15 protein-coding genes are annotated in these 16917 nt (G+C 71.0%); 6 read left to right on the top strand and 9 right to left on the bottom strand.

Going from position 1 to position 16917, the window contains the following annotated elements:
* Positions 1-80: 80 nt before the first annotated feature.
* Positions 81-740, top strand: coding sequence for a thiol:disulfide interchange protein DsbA/DsbL (locus tag P2Q00_RS20155; RefSeq protein WP_275773988.1), 660 nt, complete (start codon positions 81-83; stop codon positions 738-740).
* Here P2Q00_RS20155 and urtE read toward each other — a convergent pair.
* The 5 genes from urtE to urtA all read right to left on the bottom strand — a co-directional run bounded on the left by urtE (position 730) and on the right by urtA (position 5532).
* The gene (gene urtE, locus P2Q00_RS20150; protein WP_275773987.1) at positions 730-1422 is read right to left on the bottom strand and encodes an urea ABC transporter ATP-binding subunit UrtE; all 693 of its coding nucleotides are present in this window, start codon (positions 1420-1422) and stop codon (positions 730-732) included. The genes P2Q00_RS20155 and urtE overlap by 11 nt on opposite strands.
* A 4-nt stretch (positions 1423-1426) precedes the next feature.
* On the bottom strand, positions 1427-2203 hold the full coding sequence (urtD, locus tag P2Q00_RS20145; RefSeq protein WP_275773986.1) for an urea ABC transporter ATP-binding protein UrtD: 777 nt from the start codon (positions 2201-2203) through the stop codon (positions 1427-1429).
* The gene (gene urtC, locus P2Q00_RS20140) at positions 2200-3297 is read right to left on the bottom strand and encodes an urea ABC transporter permease subunit UrtC (protein ID WP_275773985.1); all 1098 of its coding nucleotides are present in this window, start codon (positions 3295-3297) and stop codon (positions 2200-2202) included. Before urtC ends, urtD begins: the two co-directional genes overlap by 4 nt.
* Positions 3294-4178 (bottom strand): urea ABC transporter permease subunit UrtB, encoded by an 885-nt coding sequence (gene urtB, locus P2Q00_RS20135; protein ID WP_275773984.1) that lies wholly within the window; start codon positions 4176-4178, stop codon positions 3294-3296. Before urtB ends, urtC begins: the two co-directional genes overlap by 4 nt.
* Before the next feature lie 100 nt (positions 4179-4278).
* Positions 4279-5532, bottom strand: a complete 1254-nt coding sequence (urtA, locus tag P2Q00_RS20130; RefSeq protein ID WP_275773983.1) for an urea ABC transporter substrate-binding protein — start codon at positions 5530-5532, stop codon at positions 4279-4281.
* A 249-nt stretch (positions 5533-5781) separates the two neighbouring features.
* On the opposite strand from urtA, the gene P2Q00_RS20125 reads away from it, so the two are divergent.
* Positions 5782-6249, top strand: coding sequence for a MarR family winged helix-turn-helix transcriptional regulator (locus P2Q00_RS20125; RefSeq protein WP_275773982.1), 468 nt, complete (start codon positions 5782-5784; stop codon positions 6247-6249).
* On the opposite strand, the gene P2Q00_RS20120 is transcribed toward P2Q00_RS20125, so the two are convergent.
* From P2Q00_RS20120 to P2Q00_RS20105, 4 genes are all read right to left on the bottom strand, one after another.
* On the bottom strand, positions 6206-7324 hold the full coding sequence (locus P2Q00_RS20120; protein WP_275773981.1) for a substrate-binding domain-containing protein: 1119 nt from the start codon (positions 7322-7324) through the stop codon (positions 6206-6208). The two genes, P2Q00_RS20125 and P2Q00_RS20120, sit on opposite strands and share 44 nt — an antisense overlap.
* Positions 7325-7774: 450 nt before the next feature.
* On the bottom strand, positions 7775-9745 hold the full coding sequence (locus P2Q00_RS20115; RefSeq protein WP_275773980.1) for an APC family permease: 1971 nt from the start codon (positions 9743-9745) through the stop codon (positions 7775-7777).
* A gap of 230 nt (positions 9746-9975) precedes the next feature.
* A complete protein-coding gene (locus tag P2Q00_RS20110; RefSeq protein ID WP_275773979.1) occupies positions 9976-11202 on the bottom strand; it encodes a cytochrome P450 in 1227 nt (408 codons plus the stop codon).
* 108 nt (positions 11203-11310) lie between these two features.
* Positions 11311-12321 (bottom strand): DUF2278 family protein, encoded by a 1011-nt coding sequence (locus tag P2Q00_RS20105; protein ID WP_275773978.1) that lies wholly within the window; start codon positions 12319-12321, stop codon positions 11311-11313.
* 203 nt (positions 12322-12524) lie between these two features.
* Between P2Q00_RS20105 and P2Q00_RS20100 the strand changes: the two genes are divergently transcribed.
* From P2Q00_RS20100 to P2Q00_RS20085, 4 genes are all read left to right on the top strand, one after another.
* Positions 12525-12965, top strand: coding sequence for an SRPBCC family protein (locus P2Q00_RS20100; protein ID WP_275773977.1), 441 nt, complete (start codon positions 12525-12527; stop codon positions 12963-12965).
* Positions 12965-13297, top strand: a complete 333-nt coding sequence (locus P2Q00_RS20095) for a hypothetical protein (protein WP_275773976.1) — start codon at positions 12965-12967, stop codon at positions 13295-13297. Before P2Q00_RS20100 ends, P2Q00_RS20095 begins: the two co-directional genes overlap by 1 nt.
* 19 nt (positions 13298-13316) lie before the next feature.
* Entirely contained in the window at positions 13317-14576 is a 1260-nt protein-coding gene (locus tag P2Q00_RS20090) for a lanthionine synthetase LanC family protein (RefSeq protein ID WP_275773975.1), read from the top strand.
* Positions 14577-14685: 109 nt separating this feature from the next.
* On the top strand, positions 14686-16917 hold the full coding sequence (locus P2Q00_RS20085; protein ID WP_275773974.1) for a serine/threonine-protein kinase: 2232 nt from the start codon (positions 14686-14688) through the stop codon (positions 16915-16917).

The raw sequence follows: 16917 nt of genomic DNA, 5'->3' as shown, positions 1-16917 counted from the left end.
CCCTCTCGGGCGGTCCGAACGAGGGACATTGCGAGTGTCACCGAGGTCCGCCGGGGGCGCGGAGCGCCAAGGTGGCCGCCATGAAGAAGAAGATCATGCGCCTGTTCGCGCTGTCGACCGTCCTGACCTGTCTGCTCGGCGCGGCCGACGGCGAGCCGAAGGAGGGCGTGGAGTACTTCAAGCTCGAGCACCCGGTCGGCGGCGTGAAGACGCGGGAGGTGGCGGAGTTGTTCTGGTACGACTGCCCGCACTCCTACGAGCTCGAAAAGCCGCTGGAGGACTGGGCCGCGCAGCAGAGTCCCCGGGTGAAGCTGGTGCGGATCCCCGCGACCTGGGAGGACCAGCCCGACATGAACGCCTACGCCCGCCTGTACTACACACTGGACCAGCTCGGCGTCGCGAACAAGAAGGCGCTGGCGGTCTTCAAGGCCGTGCGGGACGAGGGCAAGGACCTCACCACCGAGCGGAACGTCCTGAGATGGGCTACCCGGGAGGGACTCGACGCGCAGGCGGTGAGCACCGCCTACACGTCCAAGGAGGTCGACGACGCCGTCAAGGCGGCACCTGCGCTCCGTGAGCGCTACCAGGTGAACGAGATGCCCACGGTGATCGTGGGCGGGCGCTACCGCACGTCCCAGTTCCAGGCCGGCACCGCCGCCAGGACCATCGAGGTACTGGACCACCTCTACAGCAACGCGCCACTGAACAACCGCCACTTCCGGGCGATGGTCAAACGCTGAGCGCAGCCCGTACCGCCTGCTCGGACTCCGTGCCGCCCGCTCCGTCGGAGGTGACCCGGCCGGCTTCGAGGACGTAGTAGCGCTGGGCGGCGCGCATCGCGAAGCCGACGTGCTGTTCGACGAGGAGCACCGACAGACCGCCGCGCCGGGCCAGCGTCAGGATCGTCTCCTCGATCTCGGCGACGACCGACGGCTGGATGCCCTCGGTCGGTTCGTCGAGCAGAAGCAGTCTCGGGCGGGTCACCAGGGCGCGCGCGATGGCGAGTTGCTGGCGCTGGCCGCCGGACAGCAACCCGGCCCGGCGGCCGGAGAGTTCACCCAGGACGGGAAAGAGGTCGAGCGCCTCGGCGATCGCCTCCTTCCCGTCCTTTCGTCCGTCCGCGACGAGTTGGAGGTTCTCGGCCGTCGTCAGGTGCGGGAAGGACTGCTGGCCCTGCGGCACATACGCCATCCCTCTCGCCACCCGCTGGTGCGGGGCGAGGCGGGTGATGTTTTCGCCGTCCAGCAGGATGGTCCCGCCCTTCGGTTTGATCAGGCCCATCGCGGTACGCAGCAGAGTGGACTTGCCGGCGCCGTTGTGGCCGAGGACGGCCGCGACGCCGTCCTTCGGGACCGAGACGGTCACGTCGTGCAGGACGGGCGTACGGTCGTAGCCCGCCCGGATGTTGCTCAGTTCCAGCATGGCGTCACGCCTCCTCGGCGACGGGGACGGCAGGGGCGGGCTCCGGTTCGGCGGCCCGCCCGAGGTAGACCTCCTGCACCTTGGCGTCGGCCTGGACCTCGGCCACCGTGCCCTCGCTGAGGACCTTTCCGGCGTGCAGGACGCTGACGCTGCGGGCGAAGGAGCGCATGAAGTCCATGTCGTGCTCGATGACGACGACGGTACGGTCCGCGCTGACGCGCTGCAGGAGTTCGCCGGTCGCCTCACGTTCCTCGTGGCTCATGCCGGCCACCGGCTCGTCGAGCAGCAGCAGCCGTACGTCCTGCACCAGCAGCATGCCGATCTCCAGCCACTGCTTCTGGCCGTGGGCCAGGACACCTGCCGGGCGGTCGCGCAGATCGGTCAGACCGGTCGTCTCCAGCGCCCTGGTCACCGACTCCGGTACGGACTTGCGGCGTCGGAGCAGGGTGAGCGGTCCGCGTCCGGCGCCGGCCGCGATGTCCAGGTTCTGAAGAACCGTCAACTCCTCGAAGACCGTGGCAGTTTGGAACGTCCGCCCGATCCCGAGCCGGGCGATCCGGTGCACCGCCTTCCCCAGCAGCTCCTCGCCGCCGAAGCGCACCGAGCCCGTCGCCTTCACCAGACCGGTGACCGCGTCGACGAGCGTCGTCTTCCCGGCTCCGTTCGGTCCGATCAGGAACCGCAGGTCGCCGGGGTGGATGTCGAGGTCCACGCCGTCGACCGCGGTGAAGCCGTCGAAGGTGACCCTCAGGTCGCGGACGGTCAGTCCCTCGCCGCTCATGCCGTCTCTCCCGCTGTCACAGCAACTGGTTCCGTTTTACGGGCCGTTGGCGTCCGCCGCCTGCGCAGGACCGCGCCCAGCGAGGCCAGACCGCCCGGCAGGAAGCCGACCGCCAGGACGAACAGCAGGCCCTGGAGGTACGTCCATGCGGCCGGGAACTCGTCGGAGAGCGTGCTCTGCGCCCAGGCCACGGCGACTGCACCGAGCACCGCGCCCACCAGCGAGGCGCGTCCGCCGACCGCCGCGCCGATGACGAAGCCGATGGACGGCACGATCCCGATCAGCGCCGGGGAGATGATCCCGACGGCCGGTACGAACAGCGCCCCCGCGAGACCGGCCATGCCCGCTGCGACGACGTACGCGACGAGCTTGACGTTGGCCGGGTCGTACCCGAGGAAGCGCACCCGCTCCTCCGAGTCCCGTACGGCGATGAGGAGTTCGCCGTAGCGGCTGACGAACAGCCGGCGGGCCAGGGCCATCAGCAGGAGCAGGACGGCGGCGATGATGAAGTACACCATCCGCTGGTTGACCGGGTCGTCCAGCGAGTAGCCGAAGAAGCCCTGGATGTCGGTCAGGCCGTTGGTGCCGCCCGTGGTGGCCTGCTGGCCGATCAGCCAGATGGAGAGGGCTGCCGCGAGCGCCTGGCTGAGGATGGCGAAGTACGCGCCCTTCACCCGGCGCCGGAACACGAAGAAGCCCAGCACCGCGGCGACCGCCATCGGCAGCAGCACGGTCATGGCGAGCGCGAACGCCGGGTTGGCGAACGGCTTCCACCACCAGGGCAGCGCGTCCGAAGTGCCGTACAGCTGCATGAAGTCGGGGAGTTTCTCGCCGGTCGCGGCGGCGTCGGTGAGCTTGAGGTGCATGGCCATGGCGTAGCCGCCGAGGCCGAAGAAGACGCCCTGGCCGAGGACCATCAGCCCGCCGCGGCCCCAGGCGAGGCTGACGCCGACGGCGACGATCGCGTAGCAGAGGTATTTGGCCAGAAGGGAGAGCCGGAAGTCGGAGAGGGCGAGCGGGGCGACGCCCAGCAACAGCACCGCGCCGAGGAGGAAGGCGCCGGGGACGCGGAAGCGTTCGGTGAACGTCGTCATGCCAGGCTCCGGGTGCGCAGTGTGTACAGGCCCTGGGGTCGCCACTGGAGGAAGGCGACGATCGCCACCAGCACGGCGACCTTGGCGACGCTGACCGTCGTCGAGTATTCGAGGACCGACTGCAGCACACCCAGCGCAAATGCCGTGATGACGCTGCCCTTCAGCTGGCCGATGCCGCCGACGACCACGACCAGGAAGGCGTCGACGATGTAGTTGGTGCCCATCGTCGGGCCGATCGGGCCGACCAGGGTGAGCGCGACGCCCGCCACACCCGCGAGGCCCGAGCCGATGAAGAAGGTGATCCGGTCGACCCGGCCGGTCGCGATGCCGGAGACCTCGGCGAGGTCGCGGTTCTGGACGACGGCCCGGATGCGGCGGCCGAGCGGGGTGAACCGCAGGACGAGGGTGAGACCGAGGACGCAGAGCAGGGCCAACCCGAGTATGAACAGGCGGTTGTTGGCGAAGGTGACTCCACCCGCCGAGATGTTGCCGGTCAGGATGTCCGGGGCGGCGGTCTGGACGTTGGGGGCACCGAAGACGTCCCGGGCCAGCTGCTGGAGCATGAGGGAGACGCCCCAGGTGACCAGCAGGGTGTCCAGCGGGCGCGTGTAGAGGCGCCGTATCAGCAGCCATTCGAGCAGCGCGCCCATCGCTCCGGCGACGAGGAACGCGAGCGGCAGGGCTACCAGGAGCGAGACGCCGGCGCTGCTGATGGACTTCTGCAGGACGTACGTCGTGTAGGCGCCGGCCATGATGAACTCGCCGTGCGCCATGTTGATCACGCCCATCTGACCGAAGGTGAGGGTCAGGCCGAGGGCGATGAGGAGCAGGACGGCACCGATGCTGATGCCCGTGAAGGTTTGACTGAGGACGACCGTCATGAAGCGGCTCCGTAGGGCTCCGTGTGGAGGGGACGGGGTGCGGGCGCGGGACGGAACCCGGCGCGGGTGGCGCCGGGTTCCGCGCGGGGCGAGCGAGGACTCAGGACAGGCCGGAGGCCCAGTCGTAGCCCTTCAGGTACGGGTCCGGCTTGATGGGCTTGCCCGAGTTCCAGACCTCCTCGATCAGGCCGTCGGAGCCGACCTTGCCGATCCGGGCCGTCTTGTAGACGTGCTGGGAGGCGCCGTCGACGGTGACCTTGCCCTCGGGGGCGTCGAAGGTGATGCCGTCGCTGGCCGCCTTGACCTTGGCGACGTCGAAGGAGCCCGCCTTCTCGACCATCTCTTTCCAGAGGTAGACGGAGATGTACGCGGCCTCCATCGGGTCGGACGTCGGCTTGTCCTTGCCGTAGGCGGCCTGGTAGGCGGCGACGAACTTCTTGTTCGCGGCGCCCGGCGTGGTCTCGTAGTAGTTCCAGGCGGTCAACTGGCCTTCCAGGTACTGCGTTCCGATGCTCTTGACCTCCTCCTCGGCGATTGAGACGGAGAGCACGGGGAGGCTCTTGGCCGTGAGACCGGCCGACTTGTACTCCTTGAAGAAGGCCACGTTGCTGTCGCCGTTGAGGGTGTTGAACACGGCGTCCGCGCCGGCGTCCTTCACCTTGTTGGTGATGGTGCTGAACTCGGTGGAGCCGAGCGGCGCATAGTCCTCGCCGACCACCTTCATGCCCTTGGCCTTCGCATACGCCTTGATGATCTTGTTGGCGGTGCGCGGGAAGACGTAGTCGCTGCCGACCAGGTAGAGCCGGGTCAGGCCCTGCTTCTTGAGGTAGTCGAGGGCGGGCACGATCTGCTGGTTGGTGGTGGCGCCGATGTAGAAGATGTACGGCGACTCCTCCAGGCCCTCGTACTGCACGGGGTAGTAGAGCAGCGACTTGTAACGCTCGAAGACCGGCTTCACGGCCTTGCGGCTGGCCGAGGTCCAGCAGCCGAAGGTGGCGACGACCTTGTCGTCCTTGATCAGGGCCTCCGCCTTCTCGGCGAACGTCGGCCAGTCGGAGGCGCCGTCCTGGCTGACGGGCCCCAGCTTCTTGCCCAGGACGCCGCCCGCCGCGTTGATCTCCTTCACGGCGAGCAACAGCGCGTTGTGGACGGTGACTTCGCTGATGGCCATGGTGCCCGAGAGCGAGTTCAGCAGACCGACCTTCACGGTGCTGCCGGAGGTGTCCGCCTTGGCGCCGGCGCCGGACGACGTCTCGGTGCCGGTCTTGGCGCCGCACGCGGTGAGGGCGGCGGACGCGCCGAGGGCGGAGGCGCCGGCCAGAAGACCGCGTCTGCTGAGGCTGAGCCCGGACATGCAATACCTCCTTGCCCGAAGGCAAATGAAAAGAGATCGTGAATTCGGGAGGGGAAATGCGGGGGCGCACTTGGTGGTTGAGCTGCGGGAGCGCGGTCCACAGACTGCGCCGGTGCTGTTTCCCCCGCGTTTCGCAGCGATTGATGAACAGTTGCGAATACTTCCCAGGGGAAGCATTAATTACGGCTCGCGGTGATCGCGGGTACGCTGTTCAACACCCTCCGTGGACCCGTTGATTCGAGGAGTGCGATGGCGACCCGGCCCCAGGACCTGCTCCAGTTGCTGACCCGGGCCGAGCGTCTGACCACCCGCCGGTTGCAGCACGTACTGGACGAGTCGGGGTGCTCCTTGGAGGCGTGGCGGGTGCTCGCACTGCTTGCCGACGGCCAGGGGCACAACATGACGGCCATAGCCGACTGTGCCTTTCTGCCGCCGCCGAGTCTGACCAAACTGATGGACCAGCTCGTCGATCAGAACTGGGTGTACCGGCGCACCGATCCGGCCGACCGCCGCCGTATCCTCGCCCAACTCACGCCCCGTGGGGCGGAGTTCTGGCGCAGGCTCGATCGCGATGTCCGGGGGGAGCTGGCGCCGCTGCTCGGGCGGGAGGACGACGAGCAGTTGCGGGCCCTGCTGTCCCGGCTGGGCGACGCCCTGGACGGGGACGGCGAGGTCACAACAGGTCGTGCGGCGAACGGAGTTGGCCGAGCACGGTGAAGTCGAGCCCGTCCGCCTGCGCGAGGTAGATGCGCTGGCGCACATGCCGGCCGTCGAGGCCGATCAGTCCGCGCGGGCCCTCGTAGGAGACGTCCTCGGCGGCCGCCCCGATCGCGGACACGTCGACGGTGCGGGCGCGTTCGATGAGGGCGGCGAGGAGGAGGACGCCTTCGTAGCAGGACTCGCCGAGGCTGCCGGGGACGGGGGCGTCGGCTCCGTACCGGTCGGCGTAACTGCCGTGGAAGTCCATGCTGTTGCGGTCCGCGAGCGAGCTGAAGAAGCCGGCCGTGCTGAAGAGGTCGGCGGTGGCTTCGGGGCCGCTGGCCAGCAGCATGTTCTCGTCCATCAGCGTGCTCAGTCTGAGGCAGCGCTGATCGAGCCCGGCGGCGGCGAAGGCCCGGTTGAAGCGGACCGCGTCGCTGCCGACCAGGAGCATCAGCACGGCGTCGGCGTCCGCGTGCTCGATGCGCCGCAGCACCTCGCCGAAGTCCTCGGCGCCCAGCGGGAGATAGGCCTCGCCGCAGACCCTGCCCCGGCACTCGCGCACATAGCGGCGGGCCGCGCGGGCCGTGCGGCGCGGCCAGACGTAGTTGTTGCCGACGACGAACCAGCGCCGCACCCGCCGGGTCTCGGCGAGCAGCCGCATCGCGGGCAGCAGCTGCCAGGCGGGCGTCTCGCTGGTCATGAAGACGCCCTCGGTGCGCTCGCCGCCCTCGTACAGGGCCGTGTAGACGTACGGCACCCGGTGCGCGATGCGCGGCGCGACCGCCTGCCGTACGGAGGAGATGTGCCAGCCGGTGACGCCCTGCACGACCCCCGTCGACACCAGGGCCTCGACCTCCTCGGCAACCTGCCCGGGCGCAGCACCGCCATCCACCTCAAGCAGCCTGAGCTCCCGCCCCAGCACCCCGCCCGCCTTGTTGATCTCCTCCGCGGCGAGCCGCGCACACGCCTCGCAGGTGGGCCCGAAGATACCGGCGGGGCCCTGCATCGGGTACACGAGCGCGACATTCAGGGCCGAGTCGTCGGCCGTGAACCAGTCGGGGGCGTGGAGGCGGGGCGGCGGCCGGTGCATGGCCACATGATTACGGGACGGCTCCGGGTGCCCAAGCCGCGGGCGGGATCGAGACCGATTCGTACCCGGCGCGGAAGTGCCTGCGGCGGGGGCCATCTGCGCACCCGCCGTGTCATCCCACGGCCGGGAAGCTGCCGAGGGCGTGCGCGAGGCGTTCGGCGGTGCCGCGGTGCAGGGGCTGGGGCAGGCGCGGTGCGGGAGGTGTCGCCCCCGGCGCGGCAACACCTGCCCGAGGGGCCGGCCGCGCACCCGCCGCCTCAACCCACCGACCCCTCGTCCGCCCTGCGGGCCTCGCCGACGGCGTACGGCAGGACCTACGGGCGTGAGCCAGACGTTCGGCGGTGCCCACGTGCAGGAGGCAGCCCAGGAGGCCGGGGCAGGCGCCGTGCGGGCCGTGTCGCCCCCGGCGCGCAAGCACCTGCCGGAGGGGCCGGCCGCGTACCCGTCGCCTCAACCCACCGACCCCTCGTCCGCCCTGCGGGCTTCGCCGACGGCGTACGGCAGGACCGTTACCGCCACGGCCGCGAGGCTGCCGAGGGCGTGGGCCAGGCGTTCGGCGGTGCCGCGGTGCAGGAGGCGGCCCAGGAGGCTGGGGTAGGCGCGGCGCGGGAGGAGGAGGGTGAGGGCGGTGTCTCCGTCGGCCGTGGTCGCGGAGACCAGTTCGGTCAGGGCGCGGACGACTCTGCGGTCCGGGCAGTCGACAAGTTCCAGCGAGACGTCGGTGGCGTCGGTCGCCTGCCAGCGGGCCGTGAGGCGTTCGGCGCGCGGACGGTCGACGGCGACATGTACGGCCCGCACCTCGTCGGGCCGCACCTCGTGCGCGTACCGCAGGGCCTGGAACACCGCCGGGTCGAAGGCGTCGACCAGGACCAGGACGATGTGCCGGCGCCAGTGCGCGCGGTCGCTCTCCTCCGCGGGCGGCAGGGAGTGCAGCGCGGTGGCCTCGGCCCGGTACTCGCGGTTGATGCGGATCAGCGTCCACACGCCGAGCGGGAAGACCACCACGACCAGCCAGGCGCCCTCGGTGAACTTGGTGACCGCGAAGATCAGTACCACGGCCGCCGAGACCACCGCGGCCGACGCGTTGACGGCGACCTTCCAGATCCGGCCGCGCTCCCGGCGCCTTAGGTGATAGACCGTCAGACCGGCGCCCGCCATGGTGAACGCGGTGAACACGCCGATCGCATACAGCGCGACCAGCCGGTCCACGCTGGCGTCGGTGACCAGGAGCAGGGCCAGTGCCACCACGGAGAGCGTGATGATCCCGTTGGAGAAGGCGAGCCGGTGTCCGCGCCGGGTCAGCTGCCGCGGCAGGAACTGGTCTTCGGCGACGAAACTGGCCAGGTACGGGAAGCCGGTGAAGGGCGTGTTGGCGCCGGTGTAGAGGATCAGCGCGGTGGCCAGCTGCACGAGGACGAGTCCGGCCCAGCCCGCCCAGGAGCTGCCGAAGACCAGATGGGCCTCCTGGGCGAGGACGGTCGGGGTGCCGTCGACGTACGGGATCGCATGGGTGAGGTGGGCGAGCCCGGAGACGCCGAGGACGAGGACGCCCAGCGCGCAGCTCATGGCGATCAGCGTGCGGCGGGCGTTGCGCCCCTGGGGCTCGCGGAACACGGAGATCCCGTTGGAGATCGCCTCCAGACCGGTCAGCGAGGAGCCACCGTTGGCGAAGGCGCGCAGCACCATGAACAGTGATGCTCCATAAAGCCAGCCGTTCCCCTGGGTGCCGAGGGGCACGGCCCCGGCGGCGTGCACGTCGGCGTGCGGGAGATCGCCGAACGCCCAGCGGCCCACGCCGACGGCGAGCATCAGCCCGACCGCGCCGATGAACAGATACGCGGGCGCCGCGAACATCCGCCCGGCCTCCCGCAGCCCGCGCAGATTCCCGTACGCGAGAATCCCCACCACCCCTACGCTGACCGGGAGTTGGAGGTGGTCGAGGCCGGTCCAGCCGCCGCCGGTCAGATGCGCGAGGGAGATGATCGCGTTGGTGCCGGCCGACACCTGGACGGCGACCGTGACGACGTAGTCGACGAGCAGCGCCACCGCCGCGACCTGGGCGATGTCGGGGCCCAGGTTCTCCCGGGCGACGACGTACGAGCCGCCGGCCCGGGTGTAGATCATGACGACGTCGCTGTAACAGAGCGTCAGCAGCACCAGCACGCACAGGATCGCGCCGGTCACCGGCATCAGCAGCGTGAACGCGGCGGCCCCTACCACGGGGACCAGGACCCGCAGCATCTCCTCGCTGCCGTAGGCCGAGGAGCTGATGCAGTCCGAGGCCAGCACGCCGAGGGCGGTGCGGTTGCCGAGCCTCTCCTGGCGCATGCGCGCGGTGGCCAGCGGCGGCCCCAGCAGCAGGCTCTTGAGGCGGTAGCCGAGCGGCTCGGCTCGGCCGGGGACACGGTCGTTGGCGGACATGGGGCCCATGACAGCGAGGTTCCCACCGGAAGCCGAGAGACCACCCCGACTCAGGGCCAAGTGAGTGTAAAGCGGGGTGACGAAATCGTTGACGGGAACATGCTCACACTTTTATCTTCGGCCGGAATCACGAACCGCGTTCGAAACCGCCGCACCCGCATCCAGAAGATCTACTGGAGGGCGGACGGCACCCCCGACTTCGGCATCCCGGTCGCGGACGGTGCAGTGACTCACCAGGTCAGGTTCAGAGCCTGCGGCGAACGGTGAATCATCGTCGGCCGCATGGTGACCGGACGGTCGTCCGCCAGTCGCAGTCCCGGCAGCCTGCGGGTCAACTCCTCCAGGGTGAGGCGGAGTTGCTCGCGGGCCAGCTGGGAGCCGGGGCAGCTGTGCACGCCGAGGCCGAAGGCGAGATGGCGTCCCGGCGGGCGGGTGATGTCGAACTCGTCCGGGCGGGGATGGCGGGCGGAGTCCCGGTTGGCCGCACCGAAGGCCACGAACAGCGTTGCCCCGGCGGGGAGTTCGGTGCCGGAGAGGGTGACCGGGCCGGTGGTGATACGGCGGAAACCCTGCAGGGCGCCGTCGTAGCGGGCGGCTTCCTCGACGGCCGCCGGGATCCGCCCCGGCTCGGCGCACAGCAGCTCCCACTGGCCCGGGTGCCGGAGCAGATGCAGGACGGTGGTGCCGATGAGGGCGGTCGTGGTCAGATGCCCGGCGATCAGCAGGTTCTGGAGGTGCGCGACGAGTTCGTGCCGGTGTTCCAGGGTGAGCTCACCCTCGCCTTCGCCCTCTCCGACGACCGACGTGACGAGCTCCGTGCAGAGGTCCTCGCGGGGCTCGGCGTGCCGCTCCCGGGCGTACCGGTCGAGGATGTGCTGCATCGCGACCACATCCTCGGCCGCGGCGACCTGCTCGTCCTCTTCCAGGGGGCGGAACAGTAACTCCTCGGCGCGACGGCCGCCGTGTACGACGGCGGGCACATCGGCGGGGTCGAGGCCGACGATGCGGCCGATGACCTCGCCGGGCAGCTTCCCCGCGTACGCCGACATCAGCTCGACGTGCCCGTCCTTCACGAAGGCGTCGACCAGGGCGGCGGCCCGCTCGGCGGCGTACGGCAGTGCGGCCGCGACCCGGGCCGGCGAGAGCCCTCGGACGATCGGCGCGCGCAACTGCTGGTGGAGTGCGCCATCGGCTGTGACGACGACGGGCCGCCCGCCGAACCCGCCGCCGAGGACGGCGAGCGCGGCGGGCGGGGGCAGAACATCGGGAATCAGGGCGTTCCCGGACGAGAAGTCCTCCGGCCGGCGCAGGACTTCCCGTACGTCGGCGTCCCGGGCGACCAGCCAGGCGTCGAGCTCGGCCACGTAGGTCAGCCCGTCGGCGCGCCGTGCCCGCTCGTAGTGCGGATAGGGGTGGCGCTGCAACTCGTCGAGCCTGCCGTGCAGTTCACGGTCCACGGGACACCCTCCCGGCCGGCGGTGGTACGGGGTGGGGCTCATGCTGCCGTACGGGTGTGCGAGTGCGATAGAGGGCTTCCGCATGCGGTACGGGACTTTCGGGTGGGGTCAGAACACCACGGACCAGCCTTCGCGGGCCGCCTGCTCCGCGGTGTACGAAACCCCGTGCACCTTGAGGTCGTCCGCGTTCTTCAGGGTGATCTCCCCGCCGTGGTTGCCGAGTTGGGCGCCGCCGGTGAGGGGGACGAGCAGGCTGGCGCCTGCGGCGAGCGCGCCGGGCGGCACCGGGGAGGCCTGGCCCAGGCGGTCGGCGATGTGCCAGCCGGTCAGGTCGACGGGGGCGGGCGAGGCATTGAGCAGGGTCACCGTCTCCGACTCGGGGGCCGGGCCGACCGGGTTGACCAGCGCCGCGACGATCCGGACGGGCTGGGCGCCCGGCTGCGGACGGTTGCCGTCGACGTCGTCAAGGGCGTGTCCGGTGACGTCGTCCGTGTGCCAGGACTGGCTCTGGAAGGCGAGGAAGATGCCGACCCAGCGCTCTTGCGCCGGGAAGTGCAGGAGCAGTCCGCCGTCCTGCCAGACACCGTCGTCGCCCTGGAACTTGCGGCTGTTGCCCTGGTTCATGTGGATGTCGTGGACGCCGTTGCCGGGCAGGAAGCCGAACACCTTGTCCCTGACGGTGGGTTCGGGGCCGAAGCGCTCACCGAAGACGTACAGCCGGGCCGCGGTGTCGTCGACCGCGCGGCGTACGTAGTGGTCGAGGAGGTCGGCCAGGTCGTTGTCGGGGCCGGAGCGGTCCGGGGGCAGGGTGCGCAGCTTCGCGGGGTCGAAGAGGTTGCCGCGCACGAAGTCGAGGTTCGGGCCGCCGGGGCCGGGCGGCAGGGTGTTCCAGCCGCTCGGCAGGCCGTCCAGGCGGTCCGTGACGGGGTGCCGGAAGTCCTCGTCGACCAGGTACAGCAGCTCGGAGGGCCGCTCCTGGGAGAGGACATTGACGGCGGCGCGGTAGTGCGTGCCGCCGTCGTCCTGGAGATGGATCTGATAGTGCGGTGTGCCGGTGGCGCCCTCGCGCCGGGTGTCGACCGCGCGCGCGATCAGCACGCCGTAGGCCTTGAGTGGCATGACGTCCAACTTCCCCCGGGGGCAGGCGGATTGCCCGCCCATGGGAGGAATGGTAGAGGGATGGGACTTATGTGAACCCATCCTTGCCGCATTCAACACCCACCGTCCTGTCTACGCCTTCCGCCGATTACGCCGCTGGGCCAAGTGCGTGACGCGCGGATGAACACCCTTCTGAGCAGCCCGGATTCCCTACGATTCGTTCCGTGGTCAACTTCCTCCTCGAACGCACGGCACCGCTCCCTCTCGACGAGGCGTGGCGCCGCCTGACCGAGTGGCCCCGTCATGGCGAGGTGGTCCCCCTGACCCGCGTCACGGTGACCCCTCCCCCACCGACGGGCGAGGGCACGGTCGTCGTGGCCCGTACGGGGCTCGGCCCGCTGGCCTTCGAGGACCCGATGGAGGTCACGGTGTGGCAGCCGCCGACGGAGGACACACCTGGTCTGTGCCGGCTGGAGAAGCGGGGGCGGGTCGTCACCGGGTGGGCGGAGATCGAGGTGCGGACGGGGCCGGGGGGCCGTAGCCGGGTGGTCTGGCGGGAGGAGCTGGGGGTCCGGTGGCTGCCGGGCTTCTTCGACCCGCTCCTCGCACGGGCGGCGCGGCATGTGTTCGGTCGGGCGGCGAACCGGCTTCTCAGGATGCCGTGATGCCTGCCGGCCAAGGCCACTGGGAGGACCACTTCGCGGCGGGCAACGGCTTCCACCGGGCCGACGCCCACGAGATATGGCTGCTCGGCGAGGCCGTACGACCGCAGCCCGGGGCCCGGGCTTTGGACGTCGGCCGCGGCCTGGGTACCTACGCTGCGGCCCTGGCCGGCCTCGGTTACCGCACCCTGGCCGTCGACTGGGCCGATGCGGCGGTGGCGGCGACGCGGGACCGGTGTGGGGACCTGGCGCCGGGCGCGCTGCGTGTCTTCGTGCTGCGAGTGTCTGGCGACTGGCCGCGTGACCTGCGGTGCGGTCTGGGCGGGCGGTGCTGATCATGCAAGAGTGGGCGCCATGACGGCAGTTGACGGCACCGTGGTGGACGAGGTCGAGGAGCTTGCGGCGGACGGCCTGCGCTGGCTGCTCGCGGCGGCACGGGAGACGGAAGGCGGCGGGCTCGGGTGGGCGCGCACGCCCTCGGACGACGAGCTCGACCCGGCGTTCTACAGCGGTACGGCCGGGGTGGTGCCGGTCCTCCTGGAGGCGCGGCGGCACTTCGGCGTCGACTCGTACGGCGACACCGCCCTGCGTGCGGCCCGCAGCCTGGCCGCGGCCGTCGACGCCGTCGACGACGACTCCCTGTACTTCGGCCGCACCGGAATCGCCCTCGCCCTGCGGGCCGTTGACGACGAGCTCGGCGACAGCGCTGCCGGTGCCGCCGCGGACCGGGCCCTTCAGGTCGTGCGGTCGCGCTTCGACGGGACGCGCTGGGGCGCGCTGTTCGAGCTGATGGGCGGCAACGCGGGGATCGGGCTCGGCGCGTCGGCGCTGGGCGATGCCGAGTTGGCCGTACTCGCCCTGGAGCCCTATCTGGGTACGGCCGAGCAGACCGCGACGGGCGTGCAGTGGGCGCACCGCCCGGACGTGGAGTCACGCCTGCACCACATCTCGCACGGCACGCTCGGCATCGTCGCCGCGCTGGCCGAGGTGGGCCGGGCTGCCGGGCGCGCGGACCTCGTCGAGTTGGCGCTGGCCGGTGCCGCGGACGTGGTGGCCCGCGACGAGGCCGGACCGGACGGCTTCCTCGTGCCCCATTCCGACCCGCACTACCGCCCCGACGTGGTGCAGCGCATCAGTTACGGGTGGTGCCACGGCCCGGCGGGCGACGCCCAGGTCTTCCGGCTGCTGCGGGACGTGACCGCCGACCCGGCCTGGGCGTCCCTCGCGGACCGCTGCTGGCACACCGTGGTCGACTCCGGGATCCCTGCGCGGCCGCGCCCCGGCTTCTGGGACAACAACGGCCGCTGCTGCGGCACGGCCGGTGTCCTCGCCCTCGCCTGCGACCGGATGGCCGAGCAGGACGACGGCGCCGGCTTCGCCCAGGTCCTCGTCGCCGACATCGTCGCCCGGGCGACCCGGGACAGCGACGGCACCCGCTGGTCGAACGTCGAGCACCGGGCCACCCCGAGCGCCCTCGAACCCCGCACCGGGTGGGCAATGGGGAACGCGGGCATCGTGCGGGAACTGCTGCGCTTCGTACGGATCGGCCGCGGGGGCGACCCGGCGTACGCCTTCCGCTGGCCGGACCAGCCGGCGGTGCGCCCGGCGGCCTGAGTCGCGGTGGCGGTTCGCCGGTCACTGTCCGGGCAAGCGAACACACTGCCTATTCTTATGCCTCTGAACGGTCCGGCCAGTCGAGGAAAATCGGGAAGGTGACCGGCGCATGTCGCTGAGCCCCGGGGATGCCGAGTCCATAGGCGGCTACAAGCTGCTCGACCGGCTCGGCAGCGGCGGAATGGGCGTCGTCCATCTGGGGCTCTCGGACTCGGGCCGCCAGGTCGCCATCAAGGTCGTACACGCGCAGTACGCGCTGGACGAGGAGTTCCGGGCTCGTTTCCGGCAGGAGGTCGCGGCGGCACGGCGGGTGAGCGGGGCGTTCACCGCGCCCGTCGTGGACGCCGATCCGGATGCCGAGCTGCCGTGGATGGCGACGCTGTACGTGCCGGGCCGCACGCTGTCCGAGGTCGTGGCCGAGCAAGGGCCGCTCGGCGGACGGAAGTTGCGCACGCTGGCGCTCGGGCTCGTCGAGGCGTTGCGGGACATCCACCGGGTCGGCATGGTGCACCGGGACCTGAAACCGAGCAATGTCCTGATGGCCGAGGACGGTCCGCGCGTCATCGACTTCGGCATCTCGCGCGCCGCCGACAACGAGGACCTCACCGTCACCGGCCGGCTGATCGGCACCCCGCCCTTCATGTCCCCCGAGCAGTTCGCCGCGCCACGGGACGTCACCGCCGCCTCGGACGTGTTCTCGCTGGGCTCGTTGCTGGTGTACGCGGCCACCGGGAATCGCCCCTTCGACGGCGGCAGCCCGTATTTGACGGGCTATCAGGTGATGCACGAGCTGCCGCGACTGGACGGGGTCGCGGAGCCGCTGCGCTCCATCGCCGAGCGCTGCCTGGACAAGGACCCCGAGGCCCGTCCCCAACTGGACGAACTCCAGGGCCTGTTGCGGACCCTGCCGGACTCCGCGCAGGCCCTTGCGGTGCCGGAGTACGCGAGCGCCCTCACCGTGCCGGACTTCCGGGGAGCCGGGTCCCGGCCCGCGTCCCGTGGGCGCCGCATTCCCCGCTCCGCCTCGCCGGACACGACCGTCCCGCCGACAGCCCGGAGAGGCGGCGGCCGCACACGGCGGATCCTGATCGGCATCGGCGCCGCACTGGCCGTCAGCGCGGCCGGCATCCTGACGATGCACATGGTCGCCAGTCCGGTGCCGGCCGACGGCTCACCCGCCGTCCATGCGTCCGCGACCGGCACCCCCGCCGCCGGGCTGCCCGCCGGCTGGAAGCCCTGGCGGGCGAGCCTGCGCACCGAGAAGAAGGGCGACCCGCTCGACTATCTGGAGTCCGGCTGCCTGCCGAGCGGCTCGACCGCCGTGTACTGCGGCGGCACCGGCTTCACGGTCACCAGGCTCGATGCCGCGTCCGGCCGCGTCGAGTGGCGGTACGGCATCAGCCCCGAGACCTCGCGCCCCATCGGCGTCCGCGACGGGCGCGTCTACGCCTACCGCAAGCCGGACTCGACCGAGACGTACATCACCCGTCGGCTGGTCGCCCTGGACGCGCGCACCGGCACCGAACTCTGGTCCCGCCCGGTCAGCGAGGACGAGCCGGCCGTCCTGTTCAGCGGGGGCATCCTCGCGATGGACGAGAACAAGACTGCCTTCGTCGCCTACGACAAGACGGGCCGCCGGCTGTGGTCCGCACCGGCGAAGTCGTCGTCCGGGACCTACTGCACCCCCGTCGTGTTCAACGGCGCCCCGTACGGCCTGTGTGCGGACGGAGACGATCCCAACAGCGGCTCGAACAGCCTGCTGCGCCTCGACCCGGTCAAGGGCACGGCACAGGAGATCGCCCAACTGCCCGTGAACGTCCAGGCGTTGGGTGTGGCCAACGGCCGGCCGCTGCTCCTCGTGCCGGACCCGAAGAAGTACCAGTCGACCCCCGACGGCGACCGGCCGTACTCCGCCCTGCTGCGGGTGGACCCGGGCACCGGCAAGTTCCGGCGGCTGCCGCTGCAGACCGGGACACGCGGCACGGCCGCCCTGGTCGGCTCAGTCGTCTACCTCGTCCGGCCCGACGGAACCGTCACCGCCGTAAGGGGATCCGACGGGACCCGGCTGTGGCAGCGGACGACCGACGTCGAGAACCTGTCGACGCCGGTGCTGTCCGTGAAGTACGACTCGCTGTATCTGTCGAACGAGTACGGCCGTCTGCTGGCCCTCAACCGGGCCACGGGGGCGGTCCGTTGGCGCACCGCCGCGATCGCAGACCCCGGGGAGTCGGCGTCGGAGACCACCCCGTATGTGCTCCAGGTCAAGGACGCGATCGTGGCCGTGGCGGGCGACACGGCCTTCTCCGTACGGCCGGACCGCCCGACGAAGACCGCGAAGTGA

Source organism: Streptomyces coacervatus, from assembly GCF_029223485.1.
Classification (GTDB): Bacteria; Actinomycetota; Actinomycetes; order Streptomycetales; family Streptomycetaceae; genus Streptomyces; species Streptomyces coacervatus.
This window is presented reverse-complemented; position numbering and strand designations above follow the sequence as displayed.

Excerpts from the sequence above, each read along its gene's own strand:
- P2Q00_RS20120 (WP_275773981.1), bottom strand. The coding sequence starts at position 7,324 with ATGCACCGGCCGCCGCCCCGCCTCCACGCCCCCGACTGGTTCACGGCC.
- P2Q00_RS20115 (WP_275773980.1), bottom strand. The coding sequence starts at position 9,745 with ATGTCCGCCAACGACCGTGTCCCCGGCCGAGCCGAGCCGCTCGGCTAC.
- urtB (WP_275773984.1), bottom strand. The coding sequence starts at position 4,178 with ATGACGGTCGTCCTCAGTCAAACCTTCACGGGCATCAGCATCGGTGCC.
- P2Q00_RS20125 (WP_275773982.1), top strand. The coding sequence starts at position 5,782 with ATGGCGACCCGGCCCCAGGACCTGCTCCAGTTGCTGACCCGGGCCGAG.
- P2Q00_RS20155 (WP_275773988.1), top strand. The coding sequence starts at position 81 with ATGAAGAAGAAGATCATGCGCCTGTTCGCGCTGTCGACCGTCCTGACC.
- urtD (WP_275773986.1), bottom strand. The coding sequence starts at position 2,203 with ATGAGCGGCGAGGGACTGACCGTCCGCGACCTGAGGGTCACCTTCGAC.
- urtC (WP_275773985.1), bottom strand. The coding sequence starts at position 3,297 with ATGACGACGTTCACCGAACGCTTCCGCGTCCCCGGCGCCTTCCTCCTC.
- urtA (WP_275773983.1), bottom strand. The coding sequence starts at position 5,532 with ATGTCCGGGCTCAGCCTCAGCAGACGCGGTCTTCTGGCCGGCGCCTCC.
- urtE (WP_275773987.1), bottom strand. The coding sequence starts at position 1,422 with ATGCTGGAACTGAGCAACATCCGGGCGGGCTACGACCGTACGCCCGTC.
- P2Q00_RS20090 (WP_275773975.1), top strand. The coding sequence starts at position 13,317 with ATGACGGCAGTTGACGGCACCGTGGTGGACGAGGTCGAGGAGCTTGCG.
- P2Q00_RS20085 (WP_275773974.1), top strand. The coding sequence starts at position 14,686 with ATGTCGCTGAGCCCCGGGGATGCCGAGTCCATAGGCGGCTACAAGCTG.
- P2Q00_RS20105 (WP_275773978.1), bottom strand. The coding sequence starts at position 12,321 with ATGCCACTCAAGGCCTACGGCGTGCTGATCGCGCGCGCGGTCGACACC.
- P2Q00_RS20095 (WP_275773976.1), top strand. The coding sequence starts at position 12,965 with ATGCCTGCCGGCCAAGGCCACTGGGAGGACCACTTCGCGGCGGGCAAC.